The organism is Nocardia sp. NBC_00565 (assembly GCF_036345915.1).
In the GTDB taxonomy this organism is placed as follows: domain Bacteria; phylum Actinomycetota; class Actinomycetes; order Mycobacteriales; family Mycobacteriaceae; genus Nocardia.
This window is the reverse complement of sequence record NZ_CP107785.1, coordinates 1750549-1767284: the sequence shown is the minus strand read 5'-3', so window position 1 is coordinate 1767284 and position 16736 is coordinate 1750549. Positions and strand designations below refer to the sequence as shown.

14 protein-coding genes are annotated in these 16736 nt (G+C 67.7%); 10 read left to right on the top strand and 4 right to left on the bottom strand.

The window, feature by feature from the left end; all coding sequences use genetic code 11:
- Position 1: 1 nt before the first annotated feature.
- The 3 genes from OG874_RS08555 to OG874_RS08545 are packed head-to-tail and all read left to right on the top strand — an operon-like array spanning position 2 to position 2411.
- Positions 2-769: a tyrosine-protein phosphatase gene (locus OG874_RS08555; protein ID WP_330254575.1), complete on the top strand. Its 768-nt coding sequence runs from the start codon at positions 2-4 to the stop codon at positions 767-769.
- A 45-nt stretch (positions 770-814) separates the two neighbouring features.
- Complete coding sequence (locus OG874_RS08550; RefSeq protein WP_330254574.1) at positions 815-1471, top strand: hypothetical protein; 657 nt, start codon at positions 815-817, stop codon at positions 1469-1471.
- Positions 1472-1529: 58 nt separating this feature from the next.
- Positions 1530-2411 carry a family 43 glycosylhydrolase gene (locus tag OG874_RS08545; RefSeq protein ID WP_330254573.1) on the top strand — a complete coding sequence of 294 codons (882 nt, stop codon included), beginning with the start codon at positions 1530-1532 and terminating at the stop codon, positions 2409-2411.
- Here OG874_RS08545 and OG874_RS08540 read toward each other — a convergent pair.
- Positions 2389-2979: a TetR/AcrR family transcriptional regulator gene (locus OG874_RS08540; protein ID WP_330254572.1), complete on the bottom strand. Its 591-nt coding sequence runs from the start codon at positions 2977-2979 to the stop codon at positions 2389-2391. The two genes, OG874_RS08545 and OG874_RS08540, sit on opposite strands and share 23 nt — an antisense overlap.
- 108 nt (positions 2980-3087) lie before the next feature.
- Here OG874_RS08540 and OG874_RS08535 point away from each other — a divergent pair, with 108 nt between their 5' ends.
- The 4 genes from OG874_RS08535 to OG874_RS08520 are packed head-to-tail and all read left to right on the top strand — an operon-like array spanning position 3088 to position 8037.
- Positions 3088-3933, top strand: a complete 846-nt coding sequence (locus OG874_RS08535) for an SDR family NAD(P)-dependent oxidoreductase (protein ID WP_330254571.1) — start codon at positions 3088-3090, stop codon at positions 3931-3933.
- 49 nt (positions 3934-3982) lie between these two features.
- Complete coding sequence (locus tag OG874_RS08530) at positions 3983-5434, top strand: L-fucose/L-arabinose isomerase family protein (protein WP_330254570.1); 1452 nt, start codon at positions 3983-3985, stop codon at positions 5432-5434.
- Between the two features lie 36 nt (positions 5435-5470).
- On the top strand, positions 5471-6979 hold the full coding sequence (locus OG874_RS08525) for an FGGY-family carbohydrate kinase (protein ID WP_330254569.1): 1509 nt from the start codon (positions 5471-5473) through the stop codon (positions 6977-6979).
- On the top strand, positions 6976-8037 hold the full coding sequence (locus tag OG874_RS08520; protein WP_330254568.1) for a glycoside hydrolase family 172 protein: 1062 nt from the start codon (positions 6976-6978) through the stop codon (positions 8035-8037). The genes OG874_RS08525 and OG874_RS08520 overlap by 4 nt, the downstream gene beginning before the upstream one ends.
- A 14-nt stretch (positions 8038-8051) precedes the next feature.
- Here OG874_RS08520 and OG874_RS08515 read toward each other — a convergent pair whose 3' ends face one another.
- Positions 8052-8567 (bottom strand): hypothetical protein, encoded by a 516-nt coding sequence (locus OG874_RS08515; protein WP_330254567.1) that lies wholly within the window; start codon positions 8565-8567, stop codon positions 8052-8054.
- A gap of 159 nt (positions 8568-8726) precedes the next feature.
- Here OG874_RS08515 and xylB point away from each other — a divergent pair, with 159 nt between their 5' ends.
- A complete protein-coding gene (gene xylB / locus OG874_RS08510) occupies positions 8727-10136 on the top strand; it encodes a xylulokinase (protein WP_330254566.1) in 1410 nt (469 codons plus the stop codon).
- 111 nt (positions 10137-10247) lie between these two features.
- Positions 10248-11846 (top strand): hypothetical protein, encoded by a 1599-nt coding sequence (locus OG874_RS08505; protein ID WP_330254565.1) that lies wholly within the window; start codon positions 10248-10250, stop codon positions 11844-11846.
- 95 nt (positions 11847-11941) lie between these two features.
- Here the strand turns inward: OG874_RS08505 and OG874_RS08500 are convergent, their stop codons facing one another.
- The gene (locus tag OG874_RS08500) at positions 11942-12340 is read right to left on the bottom strand and encodes a hypothetical protein (RefSeq protein ID WP_330254564.1); all 399 of its coding nucleotides are present in this window, start codon (positions 12338-12340) and stop codon (positions 11942-11944) included.
- 143 nt (positions 12341-12483) lie between these two features.
- A complete protein-coding gene (locus tag OG874_RS08495; protein WP_330254563.1) occupies positions 12484-13098 on the bottom strand; it encodes a hypothetical protein in 615 nt (204 codons plus the stop codon).
- Positions 13099-15677: 2579 nt separating this feature from the next.
- Between OG874_RS08495 and OG874_RS08490 the strand changes: the two genes are divergently transcribed.
- The gene (locus tag OG874_RS08490) at positions 15678-16433 is read left to right on the top strand and encodes a dienelactone hydrolase family protein (protein WP_330254562.1); all 756 of its coding nucleotides are present in this window, start codon (positions 15678-15680) and stop codon (positions 16431-16433) included.
- The last annotated feature ends 303 nt before the right edge of the window (positions 16434-16736 follow it).

The window sequence follows — 16736 nt, the reverse complement described above, 5'->3', positions numbered from 1 at the left end:
GATGTTCACCGATAGCGCCCAGCGGCGATGGGTGGAGTTCGCCGAGATCGACAATGTTCGCGACCTCGGCGGGCTCCCGGTACTCGGCGGCGGCACAACCCGATTCGGCATCGCCTACCGCTCCAGCACACCCCAGCATCTCACCGAGGACGACCTCGGCATCCTGATCGGCCCGGTCGGCCTGCGCACGCTGATCGACCTTCGTAATCCGGATGAGGTGGTGCGCGAGGGCTGCGGCCGACTGACCGGCAGCCCGGCGGTACGGATGGTGAATCTCCCGGTGCGCAAAGCGACCGGGGTCGCCGCGACCCCCGCCGAACTCGTCCCCGATGGCAGACACTACGACCTGGTCGGCCTCTATCGCGATCTGCTTTCCGGCAGTGGCGAATCCATCGTCGCGGCGGCCCGCCTGATCGCCGACGCCGAGCGCCACTCGGTCGTCTTCCATTGCGCCGCGGGCAAAGACCGCACCGGGATCGTCGCCGCCATGGTGCTGGACGCGGTCGGCGTCCCGGCCGAGGCGATCGCCGCGGATTACGCGCTCACCGGCGAACGCCTGGAACGCATCCGCGCCCGCCTGGACGCCCTCCCCTCGTATCACGGACTCCCGCCCGTGCGCACCGGCATCCTGGCCGTCGACCCCGACGTCATCATCGGATTCCTCGACGAACTGCACAGGACCCACGACGGTGCCGCTGGCTGGTTGCTCGACAACGGCCTCACCGACGCCGAACTGGCGCTGTTGCGAACGACGTTGGTCGATGCGTAACCGTTCACCCGGGACACCTGTGGATTTTCCCGTAGGGTCACGACCGTGCACGAGGACGAAGACTACGAAAAGCTGGCCACTCCCACGGAGCTGAAGAAGTGGGCCAAGCAGAACAGCCTGATGTACGGCGGCTTGATCGCCATCGGCGTCGTCATTCTGCAGGGTTTTCTCACCGCGGACCCGCTGAGTGTGTCCGGGAAGATCTCCGTGGTCGCCTTCGCGATCTCGCTGCCGCTGCTCGCGGTGCTGATCATGCTCGACGAATTGCAGTCCGGCGACCAGGCCGTGAGCCGCAGTATCACCGACGAGACCGCCAAGGCGCTGGCACTGCTCAGCTCGCTGGTCGGTGTCGTCGCGGCGTTCTGGCATATTGATTGGTTCGCGGGTGTCGCGGTGATCGCCGCCGGGATCGTCGCACTCGGCGTCTACGGCGCGCACTTCAGCGGTTCGACCTTCACACAGGCCGCGCTCCGACGCAGACAGCAGCGGGCAGAGCGGCAGAGTGCGACGCAGCAGCGTGCCGCGCAGCAGACCGCGACGCAGGTGATACCGGTGCAGCCGACAACAGCGCAGCAATCACCGGTACCGCCCACGACAACGCAGCAACCGCCCGCGCCGCCCACGACTCCACACCAGCCGCCTGAGCCCACGGAACCGCCGGTACAACCGACAACTCCCCTGGAGCCACCCCAGCAGCAGTAACCTCCGCAAAGTCACCGACCTGACCGCACCGACCAGCTTCGGCGTCATCATGATCTGTATGGCAACGCGTGAAGTGGTGCGAGCAGGCGCGTTCGCGAAGATGTACGACCCGAGTGCGGGCGAACAGCATCCGTGGTACATCAACGACCACACCCTGGTTCGCGACGACTCGGACCGCTGGCACCTGTTCGGCATCACCCATCCGGAACCCGCGGACCCGTTCCACGAGATCGAATTCGCGCACGCGACCGCACATCGCCTGCGCGGACCGTGGACCAAACACGCACCCGCCCTCACCGTCGACCACGCCTACGGCGAGACACATCTGTGGGCGCCGCACGTCATCGGTGTGGACGGCCTGTACTACATGTTCTACGCGGGCGGCGGCGCCGATCGCGCCGGCGCCGCGATGAATCTGGCCACCTCGATCGACCTGCACCACTGGACCCGCAGCCGGACCGGACCGCTGTTCCGTGACGGCTACGACGCGAGGGATCCGATGGTGCTGTGCATCGGCGAGAAGTGGGTGATGTACTACTGCGCCACCAGCGCACCGCACGGCGGCCACCATGTGGTCGCCTACCGCACCAGCGGCGATCTGGTGCACTGGGGCGACCGGCATATCGCCTACACCGACCCGACCATCGGCACCGAGGCAGGCAATACCGAATCCCCCTTCGTCGTGCACCACGGCGGCTGGTGGTACCTGTTCATCGGTCCGCGCCCGCATTACGTCGGCACCGATGTCTTCCGCAGTGACAACCCCTTCCAGTTCCGCATCGGCGACAAGGTGGGCCATATCGCCGCGCACGCCGCCGAGCTCGTCCAGGATGACGACCACTGGTGGATCACCAGCGCGGGCTGGGCCCAGGGCGGTGTCCACCTCGCCGCACTGACCTTCCCGACTCCGCGCACGACTACCGCGGCCGTACCCCGCTGACCGCCCGCACCATACTCGCCACCAACGCCCGGGTCTGTTCGAAGGACGCCTCGGAGAGCGCGGGCGCGCCCGCCACCGAGCGCATCACCCCCAACCCCAGCAGCAGCGCACCGATCACTTCGGCACGCAGCGCCGCATCGTCACCGTCGAGCCGCTCGGTCATCTCACGCAGATAGCCGTCGCACAGTTCGGCGCGGAACTGCTCGCGTACGGCGGCATGGCCGCTGGACCGCAATATCGCCAGCAGCGGGTGCTCACCGCCGAATTCGGGCCAGTCCCCGAAAACGACATCACGCAGTAGGGCGTCCACGATGGACACCACCGGTCGATGCCGGTCGGCGGCAACACCTTTCGGGATCTCGAGATGCATCGCCTCGGCGAAGAGCCGTTCCTTCGAACTGAAGTAGCGGAACACCAGCGCCGGATCGACACCCACGTCACCCGCGATATCGCGGACGCCGGTTCGGTCGAACCCCGTGGTGGCGAACCGGATTCGGGCGGCGTCCAACAACGCAGATCGAGTGGCGGCACGGTCGCGCCGACGGCCCGGCGCTGCGGTTTCGGTCATGAAAGTCAGCATAAGTCATCAAGTGTTGACTTGCTCGGCAAAGAGTTCCTAGCCTCGATGTCACCGGCCGATGACTCAACCGACAACGACTCGAGGAGCAGCGATTCGATGCGCACCTACGTGATAACCGGCGGTACCGACGGCATGGGCAAGGGCCTGGGCCTGCACTTCCTCGCCCGCGGCGACCGCGTACTCGCGGTGGCCAGCGGCGCGGCGAAAGGCGCCCGATTCCTGAACGAGGCAGCCGAACTCGGCGCGGGCGATCGAGCGAGCTTCGTGCAGGCCGATCTCAGCACGCTCGCCGGAATGCGCAAGGTCATCGCGGAAGTCGAGGCGGTGACCGACACCGTCGACGGCCTCGTCTTCGGCGCACAACACTTCCAGTCCGAACGCGTGGAGACCGCCGACGGCCTCGAATACACCTTCGCACTCGCCTACCTCAGCCGATATGTCATCGGGCACGGACTCTTCGACGCGCTCGAACGCGCCGCCGCCCCGGTCATCATGAATATCGCGGGGCCCGGCGGGCTTCCGGGGACGATCGAATGGGATGACCTCCAGTTGCGCGACGGACACCGTGGCATGCGCGCGGCCATGCAGTCCTCGCGCTGCATCGACCTGCTCGGCATCGCCTTTCCGCAGCGCCACCCGGGGGCACGCACGCGATACGTGCTCTACAACCCGCTGACGGTGCGCACCGCCATGGCCGACCCGCTGCCGACGGTGCACCGCATGCTCACCAAGGCGATGCTGCTGCTCATCGGACAACCGGTCCGCAAGGCCATCGTCCCCATCGCCGAACTCATGGACCATCCGCCGACCGAACCGATCGCCGCGTTCCGCGGCCGCAAACGACTCGCCCTGACGGGCACGGACTTCAATCCGTCCCGGGCCCGGCGGCTCGACGCGATCACCGCCGAACTCGTCGACAGTCGAACGGTCACCGGTGGGTAACGACCTCGCACCGTGACACCCGAAGCCGACCACCGGTCGCCCCCTCCGGATGGATAATCCTGGAGGGGGCCTGCGGGAGGCGGTCGGGATGGCGCGGATCGGGGTTATGAGCGTTTCCGATGGACGTGACTATGTGCACGCCGGGATCGCGGAGTTCATCGAGTCGGCCGAGGACCGGCTGGTCGCCGGGTTGCGGGCGGCCGGGCACGAGGTGGTCCGCGGCGCGGCGCCGATCAGCACGAACGCGCTGGCGGGTTCAGTGGCACGGCAAGTGGCCGCCGCCGGCGTGGATCTCACGGTGCTGCACTACGCAGTCTGGGCGTTCCCGCATTTCACCATGTTGGCCGCGGGCGCGACGCCGGGGCCGCTGCTGCTGCTGTCCAATATCGATCCGGTGCAGCCGGGCATGGTCGGCATGCTGGCCGCGGGCGGGGCGCTGGATCAGATCGGCCGGGCGCACACACGGTTGTGGGGCGATGCGGCCGACACCGACCTGATCGAGGCGATCGGCGACCGGGCGCGCGCGGCGGCGGCCGTATCCAGCTTGCGTGGCAGCACATTCGGCCGCTTCGGCGGTCGGCCGATGGGGATGAATACCGCCGTCGCCAATACCGACCAGTGGCAGCGTCTGTTCGGGGTCGATGTCGAGGAGATCGACCAGTGGGAGATCGTGCGACGCGCCGAGCTGGCCGACGCCGGTGAGGCGAAAGGCGCGCGCGAGTGGTTGGAGCACAACACCGCGGGCGTGCACTACGACGGCGTCAAGCTCACTCCGGAACTGCTGGAACGTCAGATCCGCTCGTATTTGGCCGTGCGTGAGTTGATCGCCGAATGGCGCCTGGACTTCTGCGGCATCAAGGGCCAGCCCGAACTCACCCAGTACTTCGCCACCATGGACATCACCGAGGCCTTCCTCAACGATCCCTACGACTGGAACGGCCCCAAGCCAACCCATGTGTGCGCGACCGAGGCGGATATGGACGGCGCGCTCACCATGCAGCTGCTCAAGCAGATCGCCGACACTCCAGTGCTTTTCGCCGATGTCCGGCATTATCACGCCGACCGCGACATCTGGGATCTGTGCAATTCCGGCCAGCACGCCACCTGGTTCGCCGCACGCAGCGACGATCCGGCCGAGAACCTCGCCAAGGTGCACCTCTATCCCGAGGTGTTCTTCTTCCCGGCGGGCGGCGCGTCCGTGCACCACTTGGCCGCGCCCGGCCGAATGACCCTGGCCCGCCTCACCCGCAACGACGGTGACTACCGAATGCAAATGATGCTGGGCGATTTCGAGACCTACGATCAGGCCACCAACGAATCGCTGATGAAGCAGTCCACCTGGGAATGGCCGCATGCCTTCGCCCGGTTGGACGCACATGGCGGAGATTTCCTGTCCCGCTTCGGCGCCAACCACATTCACGCCGTCCCCGGCGACCACCGCGCCCCGCTCCGAGCCGCGTGCGAGCTCCTCGATATCACCCTCGACGAATTCACCCGATGACCAGCCGACCGAACTCGACCGACAGGAGCGCCGCGCATGTTCGTCGGAGTTGATATCGGTACCTCGAGCTCCAAGGGTGTACTGGTCCGTCCCGACGGTACCGTTGTCGCCAGATCCGTACGGAAGCATGGTGTTTCGACGCCGCAACCGGGCTGGGTCGAACACGATGCCGAACGCGTGTGGTGGGCGGAGTTCGAGGCCATCATCCGCGAACTCCTCGACGCGGCCGACGGCGCCACGCTCGACGCACTCGCGGTCTCCGGCATCGGCCCGTGCCTGCTGCCCGCCGACGGCGCCGGCAAACCATTGCGCCCGGCCATCCTCTACGGCGTCGACACCAGGGCCACCGCCGAAATCGCCGAACTGAACCGGGAATTCGGCGCCGAAGCGGTCCTGACGCGCGGCGGCTCCCCCTTGACCACCCAGGCGGTCGGGCCCAAACTCCGCTGGCTGGCCCGCAACGAGCCGCAGGTCGCTGCCCGGACCGCCATGCTGCTGATGGCGAGTTCGTTTCTGGTGCACCGGCTTACCGGCCGCTATGTACTGGATCATCAATCGGCCAGTCAATGCGTGCCGATATACGATATGCGCCAACGTGATTGGGCGTTGGACTGGGCCGCTGCGGTGGCACCGGGCCTGAAGTTACCCGAATTGGCCTGGCCCACCGAGGTTGTCGGCCGGGTGAGCGCTGCCGCCGCGTCGGCGACCGGACTACCCGCCGGACTGCCGGTCACCACCGGAACCATCGACGCGTGGGCCGAGGCCGCCAGCGTCGGCGTCCGCGCGCCGGGCGATGCGATGATCATGTACGGCACCACCATGTTCCTCGTACAGGTGCTCACCGAACCCCGCCCGCACCCCGGTCTGTGGCTGACCTGCGGAACCTGGCCCGGCACCTACACCTCGGCGGCCGGGATGGCGACCTCCGGGGCCGTCACGGACTGGCTGCGAAAGCTCGTCGGCGGCGACTTCACCGACCTCGTCACCGAGGCCGCCGAGGTCCCCGCGGGCAGTCGAGGTCTGCTCGCCCTGCCCTACTTCGCGGGCGAGCGCACACCATTGTTCGATCCGGATGCCAGGGGCATCGTCGCGGGCCTCACCCTCGGACACGGACGCGCGGAGCTGTACCGGGCGGTGCTGGAGGGCATCGCCTACGGTGTGCGGCACAATCTCGAGGCGATGACCGCGGCGGGCGGGCAGGCGCGGCGACTCGTCGCGGTCGGCGGCGGCACCAAGGGCGGACTCTGGACCCAGATCGTCTCCGATGTGACCGGCCTGCCCCAGCAACTCCCGGCCGACACCGTCGGCGCCTGCCTCGGCGACGCACTCCTGGCGGCGACGGCCGTCGGCGTCGACACCGCGGGCTGGAATCCGGTCATCGGCGTGGTGGAGCCGGATCCAGAACGCGGCGCGCTCTACGCTGCGTATTACCGGCGTTACCGCGAGCTGTACGAATCCACCGCGAATATCACGCATTTCCTCGCGGCGCAGCAGCGCGCGGGCCACGCCGCGGCCACCGACCGATACGGCTGGCCAGATCTGTGACCGCCCCGGGGTCGGCATCGGAACTCTGGCGGCTCGACGCCGCACGCACCCGCTCGATCAGCGCGGAGAATCCGACCGGCTCCCCCGGCGCCGGTGCTCGCGCGACCGAAGGCACCGGCGCGCACGCGGCCCGGCGGCTCGGCCCCGGCTGGAAGATCGCACCGTCGATCCACCTCGCGGCGGGCGAAACCGCAACGCTCGCTGACGTTTCCGGCCCCGGTGTCTTCCGCCACTGCTGGCTCACCACCGACCGCACCGTACTCCGGCTACTCGCCCTGCGCATGTACTGGGACGACGAATCGGAGCCGTCGATCGACCTGCCGCTCGGCGACTTCTTCTGCAACGGTTGGGACGAACTGGCGCTGGTGCGCTCGGAGATGGTGGTCGTGGCCCCCGCCGGTGGCCTGAACAGCTACTGGCCCATGCCTTTTCGCGAGCGGGCCCGGATAACCCTGCACAACGGCAGTGACCGCGCGGTCCCGGTCTACTACCAGTTCACCTACAACGAGGAAGACGTACCCGAATCCGCCGGATATCTGCACGCGCTGCGCCGCCACAGCACACCGCTCGGCACGCCCGCCGTGCACACCATCCTCGACGCGGTGCCCGGCCCGGGCCGGTATGTCGGCACCTACCTGGCCATCCGGCCGGGCGCACCGGGCTGGTGGGGCGAGGGCGAAGTGAAGTTCTACCTCGACGGCGACACCACCCATCCGACCCTGTGCGGCACCGGTACCGAGGACTACTTCGGCGGCGCCTGGAATTTCGATCTCGACGGCGCGTACCACACCTACTCGACGCCCTATCTCGGCCTGCACCAGGTACTGCCCGCGGACGAGATCTACCGGCCGCACCAGCGATTCGGGATGTACCGCTGGCATATTCGCGATCCGATCTGTTTCCAACGGGAACTGCGCGTGACGATTCAGGCGCTCGGCTGGGATGACGAGCGCACCTACCTGCCACTGGAAAACTCCGATATCGCGACGACGGCGCTGTGGTACCAGGGCGCGCGCCGGGTACCGATGATTCAGCCTTCGAGGTCGACGACGGGCTGATCCTGCGGTTTCGGCTATTCGTGGTCCAGCTCCTCCTCGCCCGGAATCTCCATGGCGAGTAGTTCGTCGGCCCGCGCGAGTGCGTCGTCCATCGCCGACTCGATGCCGTCCATGACCGACAATCCATCCAGCAGGCCGGAGAGCTCGCGTCGGGTGGCCTCCAATTCGGCGACCGCCGGATCGACGCGATACCACCCGACACGGTGACGCCACCAAAGGTGCTCGTCGATCCAGGCCCACATGACATCGCGCACCAGCCGGGCATCGGGGGTGTACATCTGGAAGCACTCGTCCGTCCCGTCCGCACGGTGCTCGAGTTCGTAAACGCCGTCCGGGAGCATGCGCGCCTGGATGTAGGCGTGCTCGCCGCGGCTGACGACGATCGCGGGGTATGCCGGGTCGGATGGTTCGCGCAGCAGATCGTCCAGCAGCGGATCCGTCAGTGCAGGCAGCGCGGTGCCGTCGCCCGTGCGGACGTGCACGTCGGCGTGCCAGTCCGGGTCGTCGTTCACCGCGACAGTCTGCCTCATCGGAAAATCCGCGTTGCGGCGGGGCGAAATGCGGCGCGCGATCGGGGTGCGGGTGCAAGGTAGTGCTATGCGCGCGGTTGTGATGGAGACGCCAGGAAAGTTCCCTGTCCGAGAGGTGCCGGATCCGGCACCCGGTCCCGGCATGGGGGTGCGCGTCTGATGGCCATTGTCGCTGGGGTGGACAGCTCCACGCAGTCGTGCAAGATCGTCGTCTGCGACGCCGACACCGGCGAGATCCTGGACGAAGCGCACACGCCACATCCGGACGGCACCGAGGTCCCCGCCGAATCCTGGTGGCGGGCACTGTGTTCGGCGGGCGACGGCCTGCTGGATCGGGTCGACGCGGTGGCAGTGGCCGGTCAGCAGCACGGGCTGGTCACACTGGACGCCGAGGGGCATCCGGTGCGGGATGCGTTGCTGTGGAACGATATTCGATCGGCCGCCGCGGCCGAGGACTTGGTCGCCGAACTGGGCGGCCCGCAGATGTGGGCCGATGCCGTCGGCAGCGTGCCACTGGCCGCGTTCACCGTCGCCAAGCTGCGCTGGCTCGCCGATCACGAGCCCGAAAACGCCGACCGGACGCACCGGGTGCTGCTGCCGCACGACTACCTGACCTGGCGGCTGCGCGACGGACCAGCCGATCCCACCATCGAACCGACCACCGACCGCGGCGACGCCTCGGGCACCGGCTACTGGTCGCCCGCCGGACACTATCGCAAAGACCTGCTCGCCCACGCCTTCCGGGGCCGGACGCCGGAACTCCCGCGCGTCGCCGCACCCGCCGAAGCAGTCGGACGCACCCCCACCGGCGCATTGGTCGCGGCGGGCACCGGTGACAATGCCGGTGCCGCACTCGGTTTGGGCATCGCCGACGGCGACGTCGTGATCTCCCTCGGTACCAGCGGCACCGTCTACACCCGCAGCGACACGCCCAGCGCCGATCCCACCGCGGCGATCGCCGGATTCGCCGACGCCACCGGCGCTTTCCTACCACTGGTGTGCACACTCAACGCCGCGCGCGTACTGGACGCCACCGCTGCCCTACTCGGCGTAGACCTGGCCGAGTTGGAAACCCTTGCGCGCCAGGCACCGCCGGGCGCCGACGGGCTCGTACTCCTGCCCTACCTCGCGGGCGAACGCACCCCAAATCTGCCGCAGGCCACCGGCAGTCTGCACGGCCTGCGTCCGGAAACCCTGCGCCCCAGCCATATTGCCCGCGCCGCCGTCGAGGGCATGCTCTGCAATATGGCCGACGCGCTAGAGCATCTGCGCGCCACCGGCGTCGAGATCCGCCGCATCCTGCTGATCGGCGGCGCGGCCCGCTCCACCCTGGTCGCCGAACTCGCCGCCCAGCTGATCGGAGTCGCGGTCACGGTGCCCGAGCCGAACGAATACGTCGCACTCGGCGCGGCTCGGCAGGCGGCCTGGGCGCTCGGCGGCACCGCGCGGCCGCCGAACTGGCCCGCACACACCATCGCCGAGTATCGCGCGCCCAGCGACGGCGGGGCGATCGGCCTGCGGATCCGGGCGGAGTACGAACGCGCACGACAGGCGCTGTACCGCCGGTAACCCTAGGATCACGACGGGAAACGCTGCTGGACGCATCAGCGATGCTGTAGTACAAGCAATACCGAATGCTGTCGAATGAGGATCGGCGGCACCGCACCCGGGGGGATCATTATGGCATCCGCGCACCCACCGCGCCGTCGGCTCATCGTCTATGTCGGCGGACTCTCCGAACCGCCGCACGCGGCCAACGAGCTTTTCCACCGCTTGCGCCACGAACCCGGATACGGGCCCGACGACGCCATCTATTGGCAATTCCCCGAGCCGGTCACGCGGCTGAGCCGGGGCAGTCTGGCCGGCCGCTGCCGCGATCTCGCCGATCGCCTCGATGCGTACTGGACCGGACCACGCCAGACCTCGGAGATCGTCCTGATCGGGCACAGCATCGGCGGTGTCATGCTCCGCTACGCCTTCCTGCAGGCGTTGCGCGGTATCGACGGTCCCCAGTTGGCCTGGGCCGACGCGGTCACCCGCATCGTGCTGCTCGCCGCGCCGAACCGCGGCATCGATCTGAACCGCGCGCCGTGGCCGTGCCGGGTCATGGCGAAGCTGTTCGTGCCGCTGCTGCGGATGTTCACCGTGCTCGACATGCTGTGCGGCACGCCGTTCATCACCAACCTGCGCATCCAATGGCTGCGCGAGATAGCCGATCTCGGTGATAAGGCGCCGATCGTCGTGCAGGTGCGCGCGAAGAACGACTGGTCCGTGCAGCGTGAGGACAGCCGTGATCTCGAAAGCCTGCCGACGGGTGTGCAGAAGTTGATGCCCAACGCCACACACGCCGATATCGCATGCACCGGGCGCAACGTGCACGAGGACTACGCCGGGCAGCGCTATGACATCCTGCGCTGGGCCATCACCGAGAACATCGAATCCACCAACCCGTCGCCGCTGCCTGCACAGGAGGCGACGATCAAGTCGGTGGTGTTCGCGCTGCACGGAATCCGATCGGGCAACGGCGAATGGCCCACCGAACTCGAGCAGAAGCTGCTCGAACACGATAAGAACGTGCTGGTGGTGACGCCGTCCTACGGGCGGCTGTCGGCCTACGACTTCGCGCTGCCGTTCACCCGACGCCGCAATCTGCGCTGGTTCGCCGATCAGTACAGCTACCACCTCGCGCGGCATCCCGGTGTTCCGTTCCACTTCGCCGGGCACAGCAACGGCACCTACCTGTTCGGGCAGTCGCTGAAGCAGATACCCGCGCTGGAATTCCAGAATGTCTTTCTGGCGGGCAGTGTGCTGCCCCGCGAATTCGACTGGATGGAGTGCGCCGACGCCGGACAGATCCGTTCCCTGGTCAATGTGTGCGCCAGCGCCGACAAGCCGGTCGCGTGGCTGTGCAGCGCGTTGCGCGGACTCGGTATGCGCGATGTCGGTGTCGGCGGATTCTCCGGATTCGACTCGGTGCCGCCCGGCACACTGCAGGTGCGCTACATCAAGGGTGGTCACGGTGCCGCCCTGGAGGACCGGCGACTGCCCGGCGTTGTCGAGTACATCCGCGACGGTGAGCCCCCGTGCGGACCGGAGCACACCGAACCGACCAAGATGTTCGAGCTGATCTCGCGCTCCGCGCCCATCTCGACCTGGCTCGTGGGTGGTGCGCTGGTCGCGCTCGGCTGGCTCGCTGTCGCGACGCTCGGACCGCTCGTCGGCATCGGTATCGTCGCCGGCATGCTCGCCGCGACGTACGCCGGATTGAAGGTCGCCTGATTCTCTGGGGACCGTCCGCTCGGCTCTCAATTGCGTTGGCGCACCGGCATCCTCCACGACCGCTCCCCGTCGTCCAGGTCGGACGATAACTGACCTTATTCGGCTGCGGGAGTGGCGGTTTCGTGGAGTGAGTGCCAGAGGTAGCCGTGGTCGGCGACGATCAGGATCCCGGTTACCAGGCGGCGCGTTCGGATTTCGCCCAGTTGGTTCGTCGCGGTGAAACGGACGGTGACGATGGTGCCGCTGTGGGCGAGTTCGGTGATATCGGTGATCTCGATATCCAACCCGGGCTGGGTATCGCGCGCCGACCACACCCCGGCCAGCAGCGTATCGCGGTCGACGACCTGACCGACCGTGGTCACCGCCGAGAACTGGTCGTGCAGTGCGTTGGCGAACCGATCGAAGACCTTGGGCGGGGCGTTCGAGCCCATCCACTCGGCGAGGTCCGAGTGCAGGGCGGCGATTACCTCCGGCAGGTCGGTATGTGCGGGCATAGCGGCAATTTCGGTGTCGGTAGGCGCGTTCGGCCGGTGCCGCAGATCATATCCGGCACCGGTTCCCTAGCCGCTCGACCGTGCCTCCCACCGAGCGAGTTCGTCGCGGAGCCGGTGCCTGCCGGGCAGCGGTATGGACGCGGTCAGGCCGATAGGTCGGCAGACTCGGCTCGCGCCATCTTCACCAGCATGTCGTGCAATGTCTTCGCCAACTTTCCCGCACGGTCCCCCCGCAGCGCGACCTCGGTGAACGCGTCGATCAGCGCGGGTCCGGGATCCAGCGGACTGGATGCGAGATCTCTACTGCCACGCAGAGATTCGGTGATCAGCACGCGCTGCGCCTCATGGCGGGCACGGAAGTCGCCCGCGACTTCGAGGGCACAACCGTATTCGCGCACGACCGCCGCGTACACCGGCCGATCGGCGTCGCGACGTCTGCGCAGCCACTTTCGTGGTGACGCACTGCCGGCCGGCCGGACCAATGTCGCCAACGCGGCCCCGTCGAGAACCATCCAGATCGCCGCGGACTCCGATCGCTGCATCGCAGCGGACGGACCGCGCGCGGGCACGCCACCGTCCGGATCGGTGATCTCGATCCCGCGCAACGCAATCGGATACTTCGTGAGCATGTCGTCAATGGCCGCGACGATCTCCCGCACCACGGATGTATCGACGCTCACCGCGTCGAATCCGATGATCTCCAGACCACGCCGCGCCCCCATCTCCGCCGCGATCGAGTGGGCCACGGAATCGGTCACGGCATCCGTCTGCCGGCGCATAACCTCATCGTCCGCATTTGTCCGCGGCCGTACCGCCTCCTGCCCCCGAACGTCGGGCTGTGGCCGCAGTATCTCCGCAGCCACAGCGAAGGGCTCCGTGTCGCGCCGTGCGCTTTCGGGAAGCGGAGGGACCGCGGCAGCTCCCGGTAAATCCGCCAGCGGACGAGCCACCTCTGGCCTCGCAATATCAGCCGCCGCTGGCCCCGGAGCATCGCCACCCGCGCGGACCACGGTGGGTTGCGGAGCATGGTGCGGTACCGCCTCCTGCTCCCGCACATCGACTTGTGGACGCGGAATCTCCGCAGCGGCAGCGAAGGACTGCGTCTCTCGCCCTGCACTGTCGGAAACCGGAAGGACCGCCGCTACTCCCGGTGGAGCCTCCTGCGGACGAACCACTTCTGGTCTCGCGATATCAGCCGCCGCAGGTCCAGGAGCGTCACCACCCGCGCGGACCACGGTGGGTTGCGGTGTCCGCGGCGGTACCGCCTCATGCTCCAGAACGTCGGCCGGTGGAGGCGGTATCGCCGCAGCGGGAGCTAAAGGCTGCCTCTCTTGTCGGGCGCTGTCAGGGATCGGAGGGACCGTGACGGCTTCCGGTAGCTCGGCCGGTGGACGCGGAATCTCCGCAGCCGGAGCAAAGGACTGCGCCTCTTGCCGTGCACCGTCGGCGACCGGAGGGACCGCGGCGGCCCCCGGTAGATCGGCCTGCGGACGAACCACTTCTGGTCTCGCGATACGAGCCGTCGCTGGTCCAGAAGCGTCACCATCCGCGCGTACCACGGTGGGCGGTACCGCCTCATGCTCCCGCAAGTCGGCCTGTGGACGCGGAATCTCCACAGCCGACGCGAAGCACTGCGCCTCTCGCGGTGTACTGTCGGCGACCGGAAGGACCGCGGCCTCTCCCGGTAGAACGGCCTCCGGACGAACTACTTCTGGTCTCGTGAAATCAGCCGCCGCTGGTTCAGGAGAGCCGCCACCCGCACGGATCACAGTAGGTTGCGGAGCCCGCGGCGGTACCGCCTCATACTCCTGAACATCGGCCGGTGGACGCGGTAGCTCCGCGGCAGGAGCCAAGGACTGCGTCTCTCGCGGTGTGCTGTCGGGAACCGGCGCAATCGCGGCTGGTCTCGGTAAATCGGCCTGCGGACGAACCACCGCTGGGCTCGTGAAATCAGCCACCGCAGGTCCAGAAACGTCACCACCCGCACGGATCACAGTAGGTTGCGGAGCCCGCGGCGGTACCGCCTCCTGCACCCGAACGTCGGCCGGTGGACGCGGAATCTCCGCAGCCGGAGCAAAGGACTGAGCCTCTCGCGGTGTGCTGTCGGGGATCGTGGGGACTGCGGCGGCTCCCGTTAGATCGGCCTCCGGACGCGGTATCTCCGCGGCGGGAGCCAAGAACTGCGTCTCTCGCGGTGTGCTGTCGGGAACCGGCGCAATCGCGGCTGGTCTCGGTAAATCGGCCTGCGGACGAACCACCGCTGGCCTCGCAATATCAGCCGCCACTGGCCCCGCAGCATCGCCACCCGCGCGGACCACGGTCGGTTGCGGTGTGTGCGGCGGGGGCCGCTGGATCACCGACGGTGGTGGCGCCATCAGTGGGTTTGATTTCGCCACAACGGGTGCCGACACTCGGGCTGATGCGCTGGACGTCTGCGGGCGCAACCGGACGGTGCGTTGGGACCACGGTGTCGGCGGATTCCGACCGGACCATGGCGTCGGCCCCGGCTTACGTGCGAGGGCAGGGGGCTGCTTCGGCACCGCTTCTGCGGCGCGAATATTGGCCAGGACCGGCGACTCGCGGTGGCCGGCATGCGGGGAGCCGTCGGACTGCATTTCCACGGATGCGATGGCGGCCTTCAAGTCGGTGACCGCCCGAGTGGCTTCGCTGATCAGGTGTTCCAAGCTCATGACCATCGCGCGCAGTTCGACAAGGTCGATCCGCGACCGCTGACTCATCGCGCTCTCCTGCTCGTCGATACCGCCGGTCAGTTGACGCCGGGTGTGCTGGCCTGTAGCCACATTCCGATCCCACAGAGACGCGGGCGGACAGCGGCACACTCAATTTTCACTCAGGTCGCATAACCTCCCGAGATTGGGAAGTCCGCATCTTGCCCAGCTCGACCGACTCGTGCTTGTCTGCGCGCATCGCCCCCGTCCAATCTGCCCGGGGTCTGCCGAACTTCCAAGGTCCGGTGCGGGGCTTCGTGACCGACTCGACATATGTGCGTGTTGCGTCGACGGACAAGCGGTCAGCGCGTTCGACCAGCAACGCCGTGGCCGGTTCGGACACCAAGCGACACGAATGGTTGCGAATCATTTTCCTGTGGTGGGGGTTTCGATGGGGTTCCGCCCTCTCACGGTCGGTCGGCGGAAAAAGGGTTGGGCGCGACAGCGTTCGGGCTGATACCGTGCGGGCAGACCGTGACACAACGCGAGGAGGTGAGACCCATGAACGCTGTATCCATATGGGTGCTCCCCTGCTTCTGCACGGTCGGCGATTGACGTAGGTGTCGCCGGGAGCGCCTCGACAAGGTAATCCCGAAAGGCAACAACCTATGCATTTCACTGCGGAGACATCGTCGAACGGTGTCGTCGAACGCGATTTCACGCTGGGTGAGGTCCCCGGCGTGCTCTTCTCGCCCGCATCGGGCGCCGATCCCGCACCCCTGGTGCTGATGGCGCACAGCGGCGGCCAGCACAAGCGAGCACCGGGAATCGTGGGCCGCGCACACCGCTTCGTCACCGACTGCGGTTTCCACGTCGCCGCCATCGACGCGCCCGGACACGGCGACCGACCCCGCACCGCGGCCGACGAGCAACACATCGCAGCCCTACGGCAGGCGCAGGCGGCGGGCGAGCCGCTCGGTCCGGTCGTCGTGGAGATCCACATCGACTTGGCGGCACGTGCCGTGCCGGAATGGCAAGCAACCCTGGACGCCCTGCAGAAACTGCCGCAGATCGGCGCCGAATCGCCGGTCGGCTTCTGGGGCATCATGCAGGGCACCGGGATCGGAGTGCCGCTGGCGGCGGCCGAACCCAGGATCACCGCCGCGGTCTTCGGTTGTCTCGGAGATGAATCCCTGACCGAGGCAGCGGGACAGATCACTGTCCCGCTCGAATTCCTGCTCCAGTGGGACGACGAGCACATCGACCGCCGCTCGGGTCTCGCATTGTTCGACGCCTTCGCCTCGAAGGAAAAGACGTTGCACGCCAACGCGGGCGGACACGGCGACCTCCCCAGATTCGAGGTCGACAGCGCAACCCGCTTCTTCGCCCGCCATCTCGGCCGAGCCGCCACGTCACCGGCCTGATGTAAGCGGTGTCGGCGTCCGGCGTCGAGCCGGACGCCGACACCGCTGTCGTGGATCGCTGTTCCGCCCCTCGTACACGACAGTGCACGAGGATCGCACCGGAATCGCCGATGTCCTCGTCCCCAGCAGGGTCCCAGCCGCGCTCTCGCCAAACGGCGTCATCGCCGAACAACGGACATCGCGTGTCGTTCAATGTCGCCCCCGGCATCGTGGACCCGTTCGGTCCACGACCTCAACCACCCCGCCACCTCTCGATCACAGCCGGAAACGCTGTTCAGCGATCAGGCACTGCACGGCGGATCT